The organism is Erwinia sp. MYb416, assembly GCF_037479575.1.
Lineage (GTDB): Bacteria > Pseudomonadota > Gammaproteobacteria > Enterobacterales > Enterobacteriaceae > Erwinia > Erwinia rhapontici.
Genome location: NZ_JBBGYT010000441.1, coordinates 74,604 through 92,138, shown reverse-complemented (window position 1 = coordinate 92,138; position 17,535 = coordinate 74,604). Strand labels below are relative to the sequence as shown.

The window sequence follows — 17,535 nt, the reverse complement described above, 5'->3', positions numbered from 1 at the left end:
TCTCACTGCTGTAATGCTTCCCAGCCGCGCTGGAAAATCTGTCGGGTGCGCATTGCAACCAGCGCCCGCCAGTCCGGATCGGCCGGGTAAAACCCTTCAAACAGCTGCTGTTTCACCTGTAATGCCTGCTCGCTGTCCAGGTCACCGTACAGATGCAGCCAGTGGTCGTCGCGCACGCGACGGTGCATATCACGACCGTCGTAAGTTCCGCACTCCACCACCAGTTGAAGCAGTTCAGTCTCCGGCAGCTGATCCAGCATAAACTGTGACAAATAACCGGTGGCTGTGGCGGTCACACCGGTGTCACTCTCCCCACTGTCCCCGGTGATGATCACCGTCAGCCACTCGCCAAACAGACGTTTCGCTTCATCGAGCGCCGGGTAAGGGCGCTGCGCAATCGCCAGCAGCATGGGATGGCCGTAAGCCCCGGCCCCGGTATGCAGATCGAAGCTGATAATACGCCGTGCCATTTGCAGATGATTGGCGATAATCTGCCGCAGGATCTGCTGAGACCAGCTGGCCTCGCTGCCGCCGTAAAAGATGCCGTCAGCAAACTGATACTGCCCGGCTTCCACAATACGTTTTACGCCACCCCAGCCGATCTCCGCGCACTTCAGTGCCATCTGCACATCGGCTGCCGCACGCTCTGATCCGTCCAGGTCACGGCAGGTATAAATACTGTGCAGCGCCGGGTACGCCGGATTGGGCGGTACCGCTCCCGAGAAGTCGATAAAGTTACGGTTCAGGTCGGCGTTGTCTTCATTCACCCGCCGCAGCCAGGCGGTACCCCACGGATTGATCAGATGCACCAGCACCAGCGCGACATCCTGCGGCAGGGTGCTGCCATCCAGCGCTTCCAGCCAGGCGATCTGGCTGTCGGAGCCGTAATACCCTTCCACGCCGTGGGTGCCAGAAACCACCAGCATCAACTGCGGGGCATCCGCGCGGCCAATCACCGCCACATCGGTCGACAGCGGCTCGCCCTGCGGGCCGCTCAGCGGGTGTGGGTAGCAGGTAACAGCGCCTCCCAGCGCCCCCACTGCTGCCAGAAAGCGTGCGCGCTGCTGGCGAAAGTCAGGCAGTGTCGTTAACGTCATCGCTTACTCCGGGCGGTGATAAACATCAAAGCTGAAATACTGCTTCGCCAGACGATCGTAGGTGCCATTTTTGTGCAGTTCAGCCATCGCTTCATTAATTTTGGCAATGCGCGCACCGTCATCTTTACGCAAGCCGATCCCGACACCTTCACCGAAGTATTTTGGGTCATACAGCGGTTTCCCGGCGATATGATACTCCGCACCCTGCGGCGTTTTCAGGAAGCCGGACTCAGCCGCTGCTGCACTGGTGAAAGTGGCATCAAGACGCCCTGACGCCAGGTCCGGATAAATTTCCGACTGGTTTGGATAGCTCACCACCTGAACACCCTGGCTGCCCCAGACGCTTTTCGCAAAGCCTTCCTGCGTGGTGCCCTGCGCCACGCCAACGGTCTTGCCTTTCAGCGATGCCAGTTCCGGCATCAGCTTGCTGTCTTTACGTGTCAGCAACGCGCTCGGGGTGTTATAGAGCATGTCGGTGAACGCCACCTGCTCACGACGTTTTTCAGTCATCGCCATGGCTGACAGGATGGCATCAAACTTGCGCGCCTGTAACGCCGGGATAATGCCGTCATAACCGGTCTGTACCCAGACACATTTCACTTTCATCTGCTGGCAGATGGCGTTACCCATATCTATATCAAATCCCTGCAGCGATCCGTCAGCAGCCTTGGATTCAAAGGGGGGGAACGTCGGGTCAACGCCAAAACGCAGCTCTTCTGCGGCCAGGGCAGAAGCACTAAACCCCGCCAGCAAAGCCAGCGCGGTCAGGGTCAGTTTTTTCATTTCAGGATCTCCGGGATCATCATGCGGGTTATCCCCAAGTAATAGCATGATTTTTCATGGAGAAATAAGGCTTTTGTCTTATGGCAGGCGGGGGTTAATAAGCCAGTTTTATAATACGAGGTGTTGTCGGGTAAACGTCGATGAGGGTGGCCGGGCGGCCACCCTCTGATCTCAGCTGCGTGGGTACAACTCAAGCAGACGGCGCGTCACACCGTTAGTCCAGCCGAAGCCGTCCTGCAACGGGTATTCACCACCGCCACCGAGCAGCGCGGCATCACCGCTGATGTTGTATTTCTCCACCAGCTTGTGATGCTGCTGCCAGGTGGTATCGACGGTCGTCAGCCAACGGGTGGCAATCTCCTTCGCCAGCTCTTCTTCGCCATAACTGCTGAAGCCTTTTACCGCCAGCCACTGCATAGGTGCCCAGCCATTCGGGCTGTCCCACTGCTCACCCGTCACTTCCATGCTGCACAGCATACCGCCCGGTGCCAGCAGATAGTCACGCACCGCTTTCGCCGTACGCGTGGCCTGCTCATAGCTGGACATTCCCACATACACCGGGGTGACCGCCGCGGCGGAGAACGCGGCTTTCTCCCCTTCACGCCAGTTGTAATCCCGGTACAGGCCGGTTTCCTCTTCCCACAGATACTTATCTACGACCTCACGGCGACGCAGCGCCAGCTGCTGGTAGCGGTCTGCGGTCTCCTGCTCGCCTTTGCTGGCCGACAATCGGGCGATGGTGGTTTCCAGCTTGTAGAGGAACGCATTCAGGTCGATCGGCACAATACTGGTGGTCTGGATGCTTTCCAGACGGCCTGGCTCAGCCAGCCAGCGCGAGGTAAAGTCCCAACCGGATGCCGCGCCGGCACGCAGGTCACGGTACACTTCGCTGGACGGACGCGATGACTGGCGTGCCGTTTCCACGTCTTCCAGCCAGGACTCGTCACGCGGCGTATCACGGTCATCCCAGTAACGGTTCAGCACCGAACCATCGGGCAGCATCACCACGTGGCGATACGCCTGATTCGGGGAGAGATCGTCCTGGCCATCCATCCAGAACGCATACTCGCTTTTCAACTGCGGCAGGTAATGCTGTGCTTCATGGATATCATTCTTTTCGAACAACTCCACCATCATGGCAAACACCGGCGGCTGCGAACGGCTGAGGTAATAAGTACGGTTACCGTTAGGAATATGGCCGTATTTATCAATCATCCACGCAAAGTTGTCGGCCATGTTATGCATCAGATCGCCACGCCCGGCGGCGGCAAAGCCCAGCATGCTGAAATAGGAATCCCAGTAGTAGGTTTCACCAAATCGCCCGCCCGGCACCACATAGGGTTTCGGCAGCGGCAGCAGCGATGAAAACTCGCAATGCTTTTCCGGCTGGCGGGTTAATACCGGCCACAGCGCATCAATATGTTGTTCGATGCTGTTTTCCGGGTCGGAAACATAGCGGCTGTCATGGACACGTGGCAGCTCGAAATTTTCCAGCACGAATTCCAGCAGGTTAAAATCATCCCGCTCACGCGCCATATAATAACGAAAGAGAATACGTTCCGGTTCAAACCTTGGCGCACAGTCAGCAAAGGTTTTACTGTCGGAAAAAATACGCGACATCTGCACCACTTCGAACAGCTCCTGATAGCGGTCTGAAGGGGTGAGAATATCGGACGCGGGTAGCCCACGGATCGGCTCCGGCTGAGGCTCGACCGCGGAATCAGGCCCAGCCTCATAATCATCGTACCAGGCTTCATATTCAGTAGGGTTATTGTCAATCATCGCTTCATTTTGGTTGAAAGTGATAAGAACCTCCTGATGCCTAAATATTATGGCAAAGTCGCTGGTGGATTAAGAGACTTATTATAGTACCGTAGTCTCAGCACGCAACCCGATGTTTCCATTACTCTTAATGAAGAAATATTTCAAAAAATAAACAGAAAGAAAAATAAGCCAAATTCATTGACAATAAAAATGAAAATTGCCGTTTCCCCTTCATTTCTGACTGCCTATTTATTTTTTAAAATAGTGTTCATTAATCGCTAAATTACAGCAGCTTAACGACGCTGGTGGCCAAAAAAGGCAAAAATGATTTCTCTGGCGTTTTTAACAGTATTCTTCAACGCTTACAGAAGATTAGCGTATTTTTCCGCTTACCCATGATGTGTGGCTGTGCCTGTTGAGCCCGCGCTGCAATGTTACGGGCTTGTAAAAGTTAAGTATGGGGGCATTTTTTGTCTAATTCAGACAATACCCAGAGAGAGCCCTGATGGAAAATGCTTTATCCACGGTGACTGCACACGCTCGCACGCAGTGGATAGATCGGCTGGAGGCCGTTGCGGTGTTTATCCCACTCAACGGCCGCTTTCGCCTGAAACCCGGGGTTCGGGGAGCTTGTACTGAATCGCTGACAGGCCTCGTCACAGGAATATTTCCCGACTGTGATTTACTTCTCATTGCCGGGAAAATAAACTATTGCACCTTCGTAATTTGACGAAAAGAACAGACCCGGCGCCCTCAGGCTGAGGGTGATAACCAGAAAGGATTATGTAATGACGCTTCAACTCTGGCTGGCGTATACCGGTGTGATTGCCGCACTGATTGCCATCCCCGGCCCTTCGGCCCTGATCAGCATGACCCACGGACTGCGCTATGGCCGTAAACAGGCACTGGCAACGGTGACGGGCGGCGTGCTGGCCGCCATGATGCTGATGACCGCTTCTGCGCTGGGGCTGGGTGCCATCCTGGCGGCGTCTACCACCGCCTTTACCGTGCTAAAAGTGGTCGGTGCCGCGTATCTGATCTGGCTGGGCATTGCGGCCTGGCGTGATAACAGCGAGCCTGCTGCGGTGAATGCCGTGGAGCTGGAAGAGGCGCCGGGCGCATTACGCCTGTTCCGCAAAGGCTTTATGGTCGGTATCAGTAACCCGAAAGATCTGCTGTTCTTCGCGGCACTGTTCCCGAACTTTGTTGATGCCAGCCAGCCACATGCTGCGCAGTTTGCCACGCTGGCCATCACCTGGGCGGTGCTGGATCTCAGCATTATGTTCAGCTATGCCTGCGCCGGACGCCGCCTGTCAGGGGTGTTCTCCAATGCACGTCGTCTGCGCATCCTCAACCGTTCTACCGGCAGCCTGTTTGTCTTTGCCGGTGGCGCGCTGGCGATTTCAGCGAAATAATCCTGCCAGCTCCCGGGTGAAGCCGCTGTGCAGGCTTCGCCCGTTGCTCTGCTCCGTTACCCTGTACGAATGCGCCCACTGGCGCGCGCATAGGCAAACAACCCGCCCGCATCAATGATATTCGCCAGCTCCCCCACCGGATCAATCGCCAGCTGTTCGCCCGTTGCCAGCACGGTCACCGTCTGACTGCGGGTATCAATACTCACCCGGTCGCCAGTTTGCAGCTGCTGATACAGCGCTGCGGTGGTCGCAACGGGCAGCAACTCTCCGGTCGCGACACAGTTGCGGAAAAAGATGCGCGCATAAGACCGGGCAATCACGGCCTGCACCCCGGCGGCCCCCAGCGCCATCACGGCATGCTCACGCGATGAACCACAGCCAAAATTTTTCCTCGCCACAATAATCGGGTAAGCCGAGCGCCCACTCTGCACATCGATAAACGGTAGTGCGCCTTCCGGCAGACCGCACATCGCCAGTGAGGCCAGCTGGGCATAGCCCTCCGGCGTCGAAGGATTCACTTTGAGATACTCGGCAGTCAGAATCTGGTCGGTATCAATATTGTCGCCCAGCACGTATACCGCGCCGCTGATGATCGATTCCATGCTTACACTCCGAATTCAACAGGGTTGGTGATCATGCCGGTCACCGCCGCCGCCGCCACAGCATAAGGGGAGGCCAGATAGATAGTGGCGCGCTTGTGCCCCATGCGGCCAACAAAGTTACGGTTGGTGGTGGAGATCACTGAAATCGGCTGATGCACGCGACCAAAGGTATCGGCCGGGCCGCCGCAACAGGCCGCGCAGCCCGCTTCTGACGACAGCTGCACGCCGGCATCGGTGAGGATCTGATACACCGACTGCCCTGCAATTTGCGTGGTGATCAGGCGATGAAACACCTCTTTAGTGGCCGGAACGGCAAAGGTCGGGATCGCTACTTTACGCCCCTTCATCACCTGTGCAGCAGCGACAAAGTCCGCCAGCTTGCCGCCCGTACAGGAACCAATATAGGCCTGAGAGATGGCGACATTTTTCAGCGTATCAATCGACACCACGTTATCCGGTGAGTGCGGTTTTGCCACCAGCGGCTGCATGGACGTCACATCGAACTCGACCACCCGGCTATAGTCCGCATCCGCATCGGCCGTCACCACACTAAAGGGGATATCGGTGCGTTCCGCCAGATAAGCCAGCGTGGCTGCGTTCGGCACCATAATGCCGTTCTTTCCACCGCACTCCACGACCATATTGCACATCGTCATACGCTCTTCCACCGACAGGGCATCAATGACACTGCCGCCGAACTCAATCGCTTCATAGGTTGCGCCTTCCACCGTCAGCTCAGCCAGCAGCGCCAGGATCAGGTCTTTTGCCTGCACATGCGCCGGCAGCGTGCCGTGATAGTTAACCCGGATGGTGGTGGGCACTTTCAGTGGGATTTCGCCGGTCCCCAGCGCATAGGCCGCATCGGTGATGCCCAGCCCGACAGCAAAACAACCAAAAGCTCCGGCGGTAACCGTATGGGAATCGGTGCCGAGTAACACCTCACCGGGCCGGGTATGCCCACCTTCGGCCAGGCCAATATGGCAAACGCCCTTATACTGTGGCGTACCAACATCGTAGAAGTATTTAATTTTCTGCTCCTGAGCGAACTCGCGCATCACACGAATATTGTGATTAGCCTGCGGGTCAGCCGAATAAACAAAGTGATCCGGAATCAGAATAAAACGGTCGGCATCCCATATTTTCGCCTGTTCACCAAATTCTTTTTTAAATACGCTGGCGACACCCGGCGTACAGGGATCGTGCGACATTAATATATCCACTTTTGCCCAGACTATTTCTCCAGGCGTAACGGTTTCCCGCCCGCTGGCACGAGCGAGTATTTTCTGACTGATTGTCTGCCCCATGCTATTTATCTCTGCGTGATATTTCGGCCATTGAAAGTAAATAAATTTTAATCACCTTACCGTTTTTCTCTGCGCGGTAAACGGGGAATATGCTAATATCCTCTATTGTTTCCGCCTCAGAACAATCCGGGATAATAATGAGCGATTTTGAAAACCTGCACGGGATGATTATTTTTGCCAAAGTGGTGGAAACGTTAAGCTATACCGAAGCCGCGAAAGCGCTGGGGCTGGCAAAATCCTCGGTGAGTAAAGAGATCTCGGCGCTGGAAGTGCGCCTCGGGGCAAAACTGTTGCAACGCACCACCCGGCGGATTCAGGTCACCGAAGTCGGGATGACGTACTATCACTACTGTTACCGCATCCTGCATGAGGTGAAAAGCGCCGATCTTTTTATCCGCCAGTTCCACGAAGAGCCGACCGGCAGCCTGCGCGTGGTGGCCCCGGTCACCTTTGGCTGTCAGTGTATTGTTCCGGCGCTGAACAGTTTTGTCGCCAGCAATATCCACGTCAGTGTCGATCTCGACCTGACCGATCGCGCGGTCAATCTGGAGGATGATGGCTGTGATATCGCCATTGCCATCACGCGCGAATTACCCGACCACCGCCATTATCGTCCGCTGATGGACATCGCCTGGGGGCTGTATGCTGCCCCGGATTACCTGAAAAATATCGCTCCTATTGCCAGCCCGGACGATCTGCCGCGCCATGACTTTATTCTTTTTCGCGGCCCAGCCCATACGATTTCATTACCGTTCCGTAAAGAGAAGCAGAAGAAAGACATTGAAGTCCGCAGCCGTTTTCGCGCTAATAACAGCATCGCTTTATTAAACTCAGCCGTGGCACAAACCGGCATCGCCTATCTGCCTAATTATATTGCACAGGAAGCGGTTTCCCGTGGGGAACTGGTGCAGTTATTACCCGACTGGGAAATGGATATTTATAAGTCATACGTTCTGGTGAAAAGTGATAATTTTATTTCACCGCGCGTGAGACTGTTTATTGAGGATTTGCAGAAGGCGTTAAAGAAATAACAATAGCAGACGGAAAGCAATAGAATATACCGAGGATATTATTTTACCCTAAATAATTGGCGTTACAGCAAGGCGGCAAGCTTGCTTATCCCCAGGAGCATAGATAACTATGTGACTGGGGTAAGTGAGCGCCGCCAACGCTGCTGTAGCGTCAAGTATGACGGATAAATTACCCTAAATAATTGGCGTTATAGCAAGGCGGCGAATGTGTTAATCCCCGGGAGCTTACTGGAGTAAGTGACCGGGGTGAGCACATGAAGCCAACGCTGCTGTAGCGTCAAGTATGACGGATAAATTACCCTAAATAATTGGCGTTATAGCAAGGCGGCGAATGCGTGAATCCCCGGGAGCTTACTGGAGTAAGTGACCGGGGTGAGCACATGAAGCCAACGCTGCTGTAGCGTCAATTATGACGGGTAAAATTAATAATAGTTGCCGTGACGGTAATCCCAGGTAGTAAAGATGTCAGACATGATCGACATAATCTTATCCACATCCAGACCTTTACGGATCAGCACCGGGCATGGCGTGATGTTACGCTCGCCTTTCTGCTCTGGCACCAGTTTGCCGTTATCGTCAACCATCGCGACCATCACACCCTGCTCGTAGCGAGTCTTTTCAGACTCGTTTGGCTGGATGGATTTCACGTAGTCGTTGGCAGCAATAATCAGGTCTGCATGCGCTTCGATGCGCTCGCCAATGCCTTCTACCAGGCCACGGTTTCCTTTACCTGATGGGTTCGCGGAGCTGGCGAAGGAGAATTTACCGTGGTTTTCCCACAGCTCTTTCGCCAGATTCTCGCCAGGTACGCCAAACTTAATCACAAAGCAGCTGGTCTGGCGGCGGTCCATCATCAGCTCTTTAGAACCGTCATCCGGGATACGTGCCACCGCTTCTTCTTTCCACGGCAGGATGCAGCCCAGCAGAACATCCTGGTCCCAGTGCTGCTGATACAGCGCTTCGATTTCAGGGTTTAACTGGGCCAGTTCTTTCAGCTGTTCCAGAGAACCACACAGCACCACGCCTGGCTTGTTACGGTTACGCTGCTTGGCGTCAAACTTGCGCTCCAGACCTTTGGCATCAGACGTCATGATGATGTAGCCCACTTTGGTCGGGCAGACGATCATGCCGCCGTTAGCAGACAGGATCTTCACGGCTTCCGGCTGTAAGCCACCATTCCAGTTAACCACTTTATCGTTCATAACAGCACCTTTGCGTTCAGATTCGGTTCAAATTAAGTGGGTAATCACCCGTTGAAACCATCCTGCCACAGCCAGTTTTTAGCGCAACAATAAACATCAAAAAGCCATGATTGTTTCCCGGAGGAAACAACCGTTGCCTGTTAGCGTGGGATTAACTGCTCTGCTTTCAGCCGGTCAAACAGCTCAAAGAAGGCTTCGCGCGTTGGCTGATACCCATTGAACCCGGCTTTGCGGCTTTTGCTGACGTCGGTAAACACTTCCATCGGGCGACCGAGATCGGCATCGGTATGCCACCAGGAGGCCAGCTTGGTGACGTCGCTCTCTTTCAGGTTGTGCTGTTGGGCAATCTCCTGCCACTGCTGAGCGGCGTCGTTCATACGTCCTTCCAGCGGCTGCTCGCCGTTGAATGGCGCGGCTTCAAGACCAAAGTATCCGGCGATTTCGCCCCACATCCACTGCCAGCGGAACACATCACCGTTGACCACATTGTAGTCCTGGTTTTGCGCCGAAGGCGTGGTGGCGGCCCAAATCAGCTGGTCGGCCAGCAGGCGGGCATCCGTCATATCGCTAACGCCCTGCCACTGCGCCTGTGAACCCGGGAAGACAAACGGCTGACCGCTCGCTTTACACAACGTGGCGTACACCGCCAGCGTCTGCCCCATATTCATGGCATTACCCACCGCGAAACCAATCACCGTATGCGGGCGATGAACGCTCCAGGTGCAGCCATATTTTTCTGCGGCGGCAAAGACTTCATCTTCCTGCGCGTAGTAGAAGTTCTCTACCGGCTGACGTCCCTGCTCCTCACGGAACGGGGTCACCGGCACACTGCCTTTACCGTAGGCATCAAACGGACCCAGGTAGTGCTTCAGCCCGGTGATCAGCGCCACATGGCCCCCTTTCAGGGTGTCGCCCAGTGCATCCAGGACATGACGCACCATGCCACCGTTGACGCGGATATTCTCTTTCTCATTTTCCTGACGTGCCCAGGCGCTGAAGAACACCTTATCGACCACCACCTCTTTCAGTGCGGCCTGGACGGATGCGCTGTCCGTCAAATCGGCGGTCAGCGAAGTGACCCCGGCGGTGACCGGCGTGCGGCCGCGTGATAACCCATAAACCTGCCAACCCTGCGCCAGAAGGCGTTCTGCCAGGGCACTTCCGGTGACGCCGCTGACGCCGACAATCAAAGCTCGTTGTTGCATAATTTCTCTCCTGTTCAGTAATGCCTCCAGCTTAATAGAGAATTAAATTCTCATCTCAGGTATAAATTCACAGTATTCATGAACAGGAGGAACGAATGGCCTCATCTGAAGATCGCCTGAAAGGCATCACCGCCTTTGTTGCCACGGTGGAGAGCGGCAGTTTTACCGCCGCCGCCGAACGGCTGCATCTGACCAGTTCTGCCGTAAGTAAAAGCGTGGCACGGCTGGAAGCGCGCCTCGGTTCACGGCTGTTTGAGCGCACCACCCGCAGCCTGGCACTGACCGATGCCGGGCAGGCCTATTACGACACCTGTACCCGCGTGCTGGGGGAGCTGAGCGAAGCCGAATCGGTGCTGGCGGCTCAGCGTACCATTCCTGTGGGCCGTCTGCGCGTTGCCGTCCCCCATACCTTTGGCCGGCTGCATGTCATGCCGCTGCTCAATCACTTCTGCCAGCAGCACCCGGACATGCAGCTTAACCTGTCGTTCTCGGACCGTTTTGTTGACTTGTTTGAAGAGGGCGTGGATGTCGCGGTACGCATCGGCGGGCCAGGCAGTTATCCCCCTTCGCTGGCGGTGCGTTATCTCGGCTGCGAGCAGTTGATCTTTTGCGCCTCGCCTGACTATCTGGCGCAGCACGGTACACCGCAGTCGTTAGAGGCGCTGGAGCAGCACCGGACGATTGTGTATGACCGCATCGACGGCAGTACCAGCCCGTGGCATGTCACCTCGCCGGATGGCCGCATTACCACACGCACCGTGCCACACCGGATGGCGCTGGGGGATGGCGAAGCGCAGCGTTCAGCAGTGATGGCCGGGCTGGGCGTGGCACAGATGGCGACCTGGCTGATGGAAGAACAACTGGCACGCGGTGAGCTGGTGGGATTCCTGCCGGAACTGACGGTGCCGGGCCTGCCGCTGTATGTGGTGTGGCCACGCAGAAAACAGCTCACGCCGAAGGTCGATGCGCTGCTGAGTGCACTGGAGACGTTGAGGATTGGATAAAAGTGCCCTGAGGGATCCCATAACGCGTAGTGGCTGACCCTCTGTTTCGGTCAGCCAGTGACACGGCCCCCGCCAGTGGTGCACATCATCAGCACGGGTCGATCGGAAAAGATGATCGACCCCTACAGCATATGAATATCTGACCCGTAGTGGCCGACCTTCTTTTTCGGTCGGCCAGTGACACGAACCCGGACAGTGGTACACATCATCAGCACGGGTCGATCGGAAAAGATGATCGACCCCTACGACATATGAATATCTGACCCGTAGTGGCTGACTCTCTTTTTCGGTCAGCCAGTGACACAGCCCCCGCTTTTTATATTCGTATTACCCGTGAAAACCCAATTCAGCAGAGATCGCTTTCGCGGTGGCTACCACCGGGGCCATCAGTTTTTTCACCCCAATCTGCTGAAGTTTCGCCGTCGGCAGGGACACGGATACCGCATACGGCACCCGCTGCTGAATATCAAACACCGGAGCGGCAATACAGGAGACACCCAGCTCGTTCTCTTCGCGGTCCATCGCCGTCTGCTGCTGGCGAATATTTTTCAGCTCTTCCAGCATTTCCGGCAGCGTGATGATGGTGTTTTTTGTCAGGGGCTGAATGGTGTCCTGATGGCTCTGCCAGTAGTGCGCCGGATACTCTTCGCTGCCCCAGGCCATAAAGATTTTGCCCATCGCCGAACAGTACAACGGCATATGCTGGCCGATATAAGCACGGGTACGCATCATTCCGGTGGTCGGCTCCAGCTTATAAATCAGGATCACATGATCATCTTCCCGACTGGAGAAATTCACCGTTTCCCCTACCTCAAGATTGAGTTTTTCCAGATGCGGCGCCGCCACGTGGATCACATTGAGCGATGAAAGTGCCTTCTGCCCGACAGAGATAAATTTGGTGGTCAACCGGTAGCTGCCCGGCGACGGTGCCTGTGTCACATAGCCGCTGCTGTGCAGCCCCTGCAACAGTCGGTGCACGGTACTTTTGTTCATCCCGGAGAGCTCCGAGAGATGGGCCAGCGGGCAACCGTTAGGGTAGTTGCTTAAGAGTTCAATCAACTGAAGGCCACGAAACAGGCTCTGCGTCCCCAGCGGCTTGTCTTTCTTATCATCCTTCACGCTATCCGCTTTTACGCTCATCCACGCTTCCTCTAAGTTTCCCGCGCCCCGTCCGGGGAGTTGCCAGATGGTAACCCATGCATCCCGTACTGTGAATATGGAACGACGTTTCAGTGCATTTTATGAGGGACAAATCTGCCAAAAAACGCCCATCCAGAAGTGAGCTATTCATCACAATTCCACAACATCAAAAACAAAGTATTGTTTTTAAACAATAAATAAAACCGTCACATCTTTGCTTTCCGTTCCAACAGAGAATAGTATTTTTGAAACTTGATTTCGCATATTGAAATATTGCGGTGTTTTTTCTTGCTGTCGCCGCTGTTGATGCTCACCAGGAGTTGCAGGAGGCTGTAATGCAGCATACACCCGGTACACCGGTTCTTACGCTGAGCCATATCACCAAACGGTTCGGTGGCAATATTGCCGTCAACGATGTCAGTCTGGAGGTTTTCCCCGGCGAAGTGGTCGCCCTGTTGGGGGAAAACGGTGCCGGAAAATCCACCCTGATCAAAGTGCTGGCGGGCGTCTATGGTCGTGACAGCGGTGATATTCGCTTTCAAAACGCCAGTATCGCCTCTGCCGCCAGTTTAAAAACGGCCCGCCAGCAACCCATCGCCTTTATCCATCAGGATCTCGGGCTGATTGAGTGGATGACGGTGGCCGAAAATATGGCACTGGTGATGGGGTTTACCCGTCGTCTGGGGTTGATTGACTGGCGGGCGGTGCGCGAACGTTCACGTGCTGCGCTGGATGAAGTCGGCATCGCTCTGGACCCGGACGCCCGCGTGTTTGAGCTGTCGCGCACTGAGAAATCCCTGCTGGCGATTGCCCGCGCCGTGGCGGTCAATGCCGAAGTGCTGGTGCTGGATGAACCCACCGCCTCATTGCCCGCCAACGATGTGCGCCATCTGTTCAGCGTGATCAACCGCCTGAAAAGTAAAAAAGTCGGGATGATTTACGTCACCCACCGCCTGGATGAAGTGATTGAGATTGCCGACCGCGTCTGCGTGATGCGCGACGGCAAACGCGTGGCGGGCGGCATGACGGCGCAATATACCCTGCGCAACCTCGTCGAAATGATCGTCGGGGAAGCCATCGACGGCGATCAGCGCGAAGCGCTGCCTGAAGGGCAACCTCCAGTGCTGACGCTCAACCAGCTGCGCATTGATGAGGTCGGCCCGGTGTCCTTCAGCCTGCAACCCGGTGAAATGCTGGCACTGGCCGGGCTGCGCGGTGCCGGACAGGAAGAAATTGGCCGCCTGCTGTTCGGCCTGCGCCAGCGCAGCGGTGGCACCATGACGTTTCGCGATAAAGACTATCACGCCCAGTCACCACAGCAGGCCATGGCCGCGGGTGTCTCACTGGTGGCGGGCGACCGCACCGGAGAAAGCCTGGTGATGTCGATGAGCGTGCGTGAAAACCTGTTTCTTAACCCCTGTGCCAGCGGCCACCCGCTGCTGTCACGTTACGGTCGCCGGGCTGAAATCGGCGCCAGCTGGTGGAAAGTGCAGTTATTTGATGTACGTCCGAAAGACGTCAACCTGGATATCAGCGCCCTCTCCGGCGGTAACCAGCAAAAAGTCGTCATGGCACGCTGGATGCACCTCAATGCCCCGCTGCTGATCCTCGAAGACCCCACCGCAGGCGTCGATGTCGGCGCACGCGAAGAGATCTATCACCTGCTGAACAAAGCGCTGGCCGACGGCATTGCGGTGCTGGTGATTTCCAATGACTTTGAAGAGATCGCCCATATCTGCAACCGCGCACTGGTGTTTAACCGTGGTCAGGTGGTCGGCGAACTGAAAAATGACCAGGTCACGTTTGCCAACCTGCTCGAACTGGCTTCGGCCAGTCACGAAACCCCTGTCGCCACCGTCTGAATTGTCAACGCCACCCTTCGAAGGTGGCAGGAGAAGCTGTTATGTCCAAAACATCCGTGAAATCGACCGCGCTGGAACAGCGGGTCAGCCTTGGCGAGCATGGTGCCGCTGCATGGTCGATGCAAATCGTCACCCGCTACGGTCTGCTACTGCTGTGCATCCTGCTTACTCTGCTGTTTTCCGTGCTCTCGCCGTCATTCGCCAGCATGCTGACGTTGCAGGCGATCCTCGCCAGTAAAGCCAAAATCGCCCTGCTGGCACTGGCGGCCACCATCCCGATGATTGTCGGCAAAATCGACCTTAACGTCGGCTTTGGTATTGTGCTGTGGCATATCCTCGCCATCACCTTACAGGTGGAATATGGCTTCTCCTGGCAGATGGCGGTGCTGACCGTGCTGGCGATTTCCGCGCTCTACGGGCTGCTGAACGGCATTCTGGTAGCGCTGGCCGATATCGACAGCTTCGTTGCCACCCTCGGTTCCGGCACCGTGCTGTATGCCGTGGCACTGTGGCACTCCGGCGGCCGCCAGATTGTCGGCGATCTGCCGGATGCCTTCACCGCCCTGCACCATACCGAAATCTTCGGTATTCCGGTGGGTGCCTTCTACGTGCTGGCGGTAGCCATCATCCTGTGGCTGATCACCGAACACACCCCGCTCGGACGCTGCATGTATGCCGTCGGCGGCAACCCGGCAGCGGCACGGCTCAACGGTATTGCCGTCAACAAATTTACTATCGGTGCCTTTATCGCCTCCAGCGTACTGACCGGGTTTAGCGGGGTGCTGATCGCTGCTGAACAGGGTGTCGGCCAGGCCAGCGTGGGTATGGATTACCTGCTGCCCGCCCTGGTGGGCGCGTTCCTCGGCAGCACCACCATCCGTCCGGGCCGCGTCAACGTCTGGGGCACCGTGGTGGGGATTGCTATCCTGGCGATCGGCATCGCCGGTATCCAGCAGTTCGGCGGCGATTTCTGGGTAGAGCCGCTGTTTAACGGTGCCACTTTACTGCTCTCCATTACCCTCGCCGGTTACGCCCAGCGCCGCCGGATGCTGAACCAAAAGGCCGTGGTGCGCAGTCAAAGCACCCCGGCTACCACTCCTGACAATAACCAGAAAACCATCACTCCAGGGAGTACCCTATGAAACGTCATCTTCTTGCTCTGACCCTTGGCACCCTGCTGGCAGGTTCGCTGCCCGCCTGGGCCGACAGCTACCTCGATCAGGCCACCGCCGCCATTACTAAAGCCACGGCCAGCGTCACCGAGTGGGACGGCCCGACCACCGGGCCTGTCCTGCAAAAGAATAAGAAGGTGATTTTTATCGCCTCGGATATGAAAAATGGCGGCGTACAGGGCGTGCAGCAGGGGCTGAGTGAAGCCGCCGCTGCCGCAGGCTGGAAGCTGGAAACCCTCGACGGTGGCGGCTCGGTAAAAGACCAGTTGGCCGCGCTGAACCAGGCCATTGCTCAGCGCCCGGACGGCATCGTGATTGGCGGCTGGAATCCGAATGTTGCCAAAATTCCGCTGAAAAAAGCCCTTCAGCAAAAAATCGTGCTGATGGCCTGGCACGCGGAACCTCAGCCAGGGCCGATTGCTAAATACGGTGTGGTCGCCAACATCACTTCTGACTCCAACGAAGTGGCCCGCCTCGCCGCGCAGTATGCGGTGGTACAGTCCGGCGGCAAGGCACAGGTGCTGATCTTCACCGATTCGCTCTACCAAATCGCACTGGATAAGGCCAATGCGATGAAGCAGGAAATTGAGAAGTGCAGCGGCTGTAAAGTGGTGGAGTTTATCGATACGCCGCTGGCCGACACCGCCAACCGCATGCCCTCCATGACCTTCAGTCTGTTGCAGAAGTACGGCGATAAGTTCCAGTACGCGCTGGCAATCAACGATCTCTACTTTGACTTTATGGCCCCCGCGCTGAAAACCGCCGGTAAAGGCGGTAAAAATGCGCCGTTTAATATCTCCGCCGGGGACGGCTCAATCTCTGCCTTCCAGCGTATCCGCAGCGGTGACAGCCAGATCGGCACCGTGGCCGAGCCGCTGAAACTGCACGGCTGGCAGCTGCTGGATGAGTTTAACCGCGCCTTTGCCGGGCAGCCGCCGTCAGGTTACGTCACCCCCGCGCACCTGATCACCAAAGAAAATATTGGCAGTGACGGCGGTCCGCAGAACCATTACGACCCGCAGAACGACTATCAGGGACACTACAAAACCATCTGGGGCGTGAAGTAACGGAGGCGTTATGCAGACCGATAATCTCAGGCTGGAAACGCTCTGCTCCCCGGCGATATGGGCAGAGGGACCGGTGTGGCTGCCAGAGCAGGACGCCGTGGTGTTCAGCGATGTGAAAGGCAACCGCATGTTCCGCTGGCAGCGTAACGGTGAGGTGAGTCTCTGGCGTTCACCCTCGCACTATGCCAACGGCAACGCCCGCGATAATGAGGGCCGGGTGGTCAGCTGCGAGCATGGCCGCCGTGCTATCAGCCGTACCGAGCATGATGGCAGCGTCACACTGCTGGTGGAGAAGGTCGAGGGTAAACGCTTTAACTCGCCGAACGATGTGGTGGTGCGATCCGACGGAACGATCTGGTTCACCGATCCCCCTTACGGCATCGTCAGTGACGACGAGGGTTATCACGCGCACAGCCAGGTGATCGGCTGTTACCTCTACTGCTTCGACCCGGCCAGCGGACAACTGACTATCGCCGCCAGCGATCTGCAACGCCCCAACGGGCTGGCCTTTTCGCCCGACGAGCGTCTGTTGTATGCGGCGGATATGTCCATCGTCGACTTCCCGACGCTGGGCCGCCGTCAGCTGCGGGTCTATCCGGTCGAGGGACGGGAGCTGGGCGCTGGGCGGTGGTTTGCCGAGGTCGCCCCCGGTTTCCCGGATGGCTTCTGCGTGGATAACCGCGGCAACCTTTATTGCAGCTGCGCCGATGGGGTGATTATTTTCGACAGCCAGGGCCAGACGCGAGGCAAGATCCCCGTGCCGGAACGGGTGTCGAACTGCACCCTCGGCGGCCCGGACGGTAACGAGCTGTATATCACTGCGACCACCTCGCTGTACCGGGTGATCATCGGTTAACGGCCGGGCGAGGCATGCCTCGCCCCTACGG

Annotated in this window: 15 protein-coding genes; 7 read left to right on the top strand and 8 right to left on the bottom strand. The window is 56.5% G+C overall.

Going from position 1 to position 17,535, the window contains the following annotated elements:
- Positions 1-2: 2 nt before the first annotated feature.
- The 3 genes from WH277_RS23850 to treF all read right to left on the bottom strand — a co-directional run bounded on the left by WH277_RS23850 (position 3) and on the right by treF (position 3,686).
- Positions 3-1,097 (bottom strand): DUF2817 domain-containing protein, encoded by a 1,095-nt coding sequence (locus WH277_RS23850; RefSeq protein WP_339507203.1) that lies wholly within the window; start codon positions 1,095-1,097, stop codon positions 3-5.
- A gap of 3 nt (positions 1,098-1,100) precedes the next feature.
- Positions 1,101-1,880 carry an ABC transporter substrate-binding protein gene (locus WH277_RS23845; protein WP_133842602.1) on the bottom strand — a complete coding sequence of 260 codons (780 nt, stop codon included), beginning with the start codon at positions 1,878-1,880 and terminating at the stop codon, positions 1,101-1,103.
- A gap of 171 nt (positions 1,881-2,051) precedes the next feature.
- A complete protein-coding gene (gene treF / locus WH277_RS23840) occupies positions 2,052-3,686 on the bottom strand; it encodes an alpha,alpha-trehalase TreF (protein WP_259152095.1) in 1,635 nt (544 codons plus the stop codon).
- A gap of 746 nt (positions 3,687-4,432) precedes the next feature.
- On the opposite strand from treF, the gene WH277_RS23835 reads away from it, so the two are divergent.
- The gene (locus WH277_RS23835; protein ID WP_133842604.1) at positions 4,433-5,059 is read left to right on the top strand and encodes a LysE family translocator; all 627 of its coding nucleotides are present in this window, start codon (positions 4,433-4,435) and stop codon (positions 5,057-5,059) included.
- A 56-nt stretch (positions 5,060-5,115) separates the two neighbouring features.
- Here WH277_RS23835 and WH277_RS23830 read toward each other — a convergent pair whose 3' ends face one another.
- Both WH277_RS23830 and WH277_RS23825 read right to left on the bottom strand, forming a co-directional pair.
- A complete protein-coding gene (locus WH277_RS23830; protein ID WP_339507201.1) occupies positions 5,116-5,661 on the bottom strand; it encodes a LeuD/DmdB family oxidoreductase small subunit in 546 nt (181 codons plus the stop codon).
- Positions 5,662-5,663: 2 nt separating this feature from the next.
- Positions 5,664-6,965 (bottom strand): 3-isopropylmalate dehydratase large subunit, encoded by a 1,302-nt coding sequence (locus WH277_RS23825; protein ID WP_259152034.1) that lies wholly within the window; start codon positions 6,963-6,965, stop codon positions 5,664-5,666.
- A gap of 137 nt (positions 6,966-7,102) precedes the next feature.
- On the opposite strand from WH277_RS23825, the gene WH277_RS23820 reads away from it, so the two are divergent.
- Positions 7,103-7,996, top strand: coding sequence for a LysR family transcriptional regulator (locus WH277_RS23820; RefSeq protein WP_133842607.1), 894 nt, complete (start codon positions 7,103-7,105; stop codon positions 7,994-7,996).
- A 422-nt stretch (positions 7,997-8,418) separates the two neighbouring features.
- On the opposite strand, the gene WH277_RS23815 is transcribed toward WH277_RS23820, so the two are convergent.
- Together WH277_RS23815 and WH277_RS23810 are read right to left on the bottom strand one after the other, a co-directional pair.
- A complete protein-coding gene (locus WH277_RS23815) occupies positions 8,419-9,198 on the bottom strand; it encodes an L-threonylcarbamoyladenylate synthase (protein ID WP_133842608.1) in 780 nt (259 codons plus the stop codon).
- A 140-nt stretch (positions 9,199-9,338) separates the two neighbouring features.
- Positions 9,339-10,403, bottom strand: coding sequence for an SDR family oxidoreductase (locus WH277_RS23810; protein WP_133842609.1), 1,065 nt, complete (start codon positions 10,401-10,403; stop codon positions 9,339-9,341).
- Positions 10,404-10,498: 95 nt separating this feature from the next.
- On the opposite strand from WH277_RS23810, the gene WH277_RS23805 reads away from it, so the two are divergent.
- Positions 10,499-11,407: a LysR family transcriptional regulator gene (locus tag WH277_RS23805; RefSeq protein WP_339507196.1), complete on the top strand. Its 909-nt coding sequence runs from the start codon at positions 10,499-10,501 to the stop codon at positions 11,405-11,407.
- Between the two features lie 327 nt (positions 11,408-11,734).
- Here WH277_RS23805 and WH277_RS23800 read toward each other — a convergent pair whose 3' ends face one another.
- On the bottom strand, positions 11,735-12,547 hold the full coding sequence (locus WH277_RS23800; protein WP_212813367.1) for an IclR family transcriptional regulator: 813 nt from the start codon (positions 12,545-12,547) through the stop codon (positions 11,735-11,737).
- 335 nt (positions 12,548-12,882) lie between these two features.
- Between WH277_RS23800 and WH277_RS23795 the strand changes: the two genes are divergently transcribed.
- Genes WH277_RS23795 through WH277_RS23780 form a run of 4 tightly spaced genes read left to right on the top strand, consistent with a single transcriptional unit; the run spans position 12,883 to position 17,504 of the window.
- Positions 12,883-14,409: a sugar ABC transporter ATP-binding protein gene (locus WH277_RS23795; protein ID WP_133842612.1), complete on the top strand. Its 1,527-nt coding sequence runs from the start codon at positions 12,883-12,885 to the stop codon at positions 14,407-14,409.
- Positions 14,410-14,450: 41 nt separating this feature from the next.
- On the top strand, positions 14,451-15,551 hold the full coding sequence (locus WH277_RS23790) for an ABC transporter permease (RefSeq protein ID WP_133842613.1): 1,101 nt from the start codon (positions 14,451-14,453) through the stop codon (positions 15,549-15,551).
- A complete protein-coding gene (locus WH277_RS23785; RefSeq protein ID WP_133842614.1) occupies positions 15,548-16,648 on the top strand; it encodes an ABC transporter substrate-binding protein in 1,101 nt (366 codons plus the stop codon). Before WH277_RS23790 ends, WH277_RS23785 begins: the two co-directional genes overlap by 4 nt.
- A 10-nt stretch (positions 16,649-16,658) precedes the next feature.
- On the top strand, positions 16,659-17,504 hold the full coding sequence (locus WH277_RS23780; protein ID WP_259152041.1) for an SMP-30/gluconolactonase/LRE family protein: 846 nt from the start codon (positions 16,659-16,661) through the stop codon (positions 17,502-17,504).
- The last annotated feature ends 31 nt before the right edge of the window (positions 17,505-17,535 follow it).

Bases quoted from the DNA above. Each gene is read 5' to 3' on its own strand.
- WH277_RS23850 (WP_339507203.1), bottom strand. From the start codon at position 1,097: ATGACGTTAACGACACTGCCTGACTTTCGCCAGCAGCGCGCACGCTTT.
- WH277_RS23845 (WP_133842602.1), bottom strand. From the start codon at position 1,880: ATGAAAAAACTGACCCTGACCGCGCTGGCTTTGCTGGCGGGGTTTAGT.
- WH277_RS23835 (WP_133842604.1), top strand. From the start codon at position 4,433: ATGACGCTTCAACTCTGGCTGGCGTATACCGGTGTGATTGCCGCACTG.
- WH277_RS23830 (WP_339507201.1), bottom strand. From the start codon at position 5,661: ATGGAATCGATCATCAGCGGCGCGGTATACGTGCTGGGCGACAATATT.
- WH277_RS23825 (WP_259152034.1), bottom strand. From the start codon at position 6,965: ATGGGGCAGACAATCAGTCAGAAAATACTCGCTCGTGCCAGCGGGCGG.
- WH277_RS23820 (WP_133842607.1), top strand. From the start codon at position 7,103: ATGAGCGATTTTGAAAACCTGCACGGGATGATTATTTTTGCCAAAGTG.
- WH277_RS23815 (WP_133842608.1), bottom strand. From the start codon at position 9,198: ATGAACGATAAAGTGGTTAACTGGAATGGTGGCTTACAGCCGGAAGCC.
- WH277_RS23810 (WP_133842609.1), bottom strand. From the start codon at position 10,403: ATGCAACAACGAGCTTTGATTGTCGGCGTCAGCGGCGTCACCGGAAGT.
- WH277_RS23805 (WP_339507196.1), top strand. From the start codon at position 10,499: ATGGCCTCATCTGAAGATCGCCTGAAAGGCATCACCGCCTTTGTTGCC.
- WH277_RS23800 (WP_212813367.1), bottom strand. From the start codon at position 12,547: ATGAGCGTAAAAGCGGATAGCGTGAAGGATGATAAGAAAGACAAGCCG.
- WH277_RS23795 (WP_133842612.1), top strand. From the start codon at position 12,883: ATGCAGCATACACCCGGTACACCGGTTCTTACGCTGAGCCATATCACC.
- WH277_RS23790 (WP_133842613.1), top strand. From the start codon at position 14,451: ATGTCCAAAACATCCGTGAAATCGACCGCGCTGGAACAGCGGGTCAGC.
- WH277_RS23785 (WP_133842614.1), top strand. From the start codon at position 15,548: ATGAAACGTCATCTTCTTGCTCTGACCCTTGGCACCCTGCTGGCAGGT.
- WH277_RS23780 (WP_259152041.1), top strand. From the start codon at position 16,659: ATGCAGACCGATAATCTCAGGCTGGAAACGCTCTGCTCCCCGGCGATA.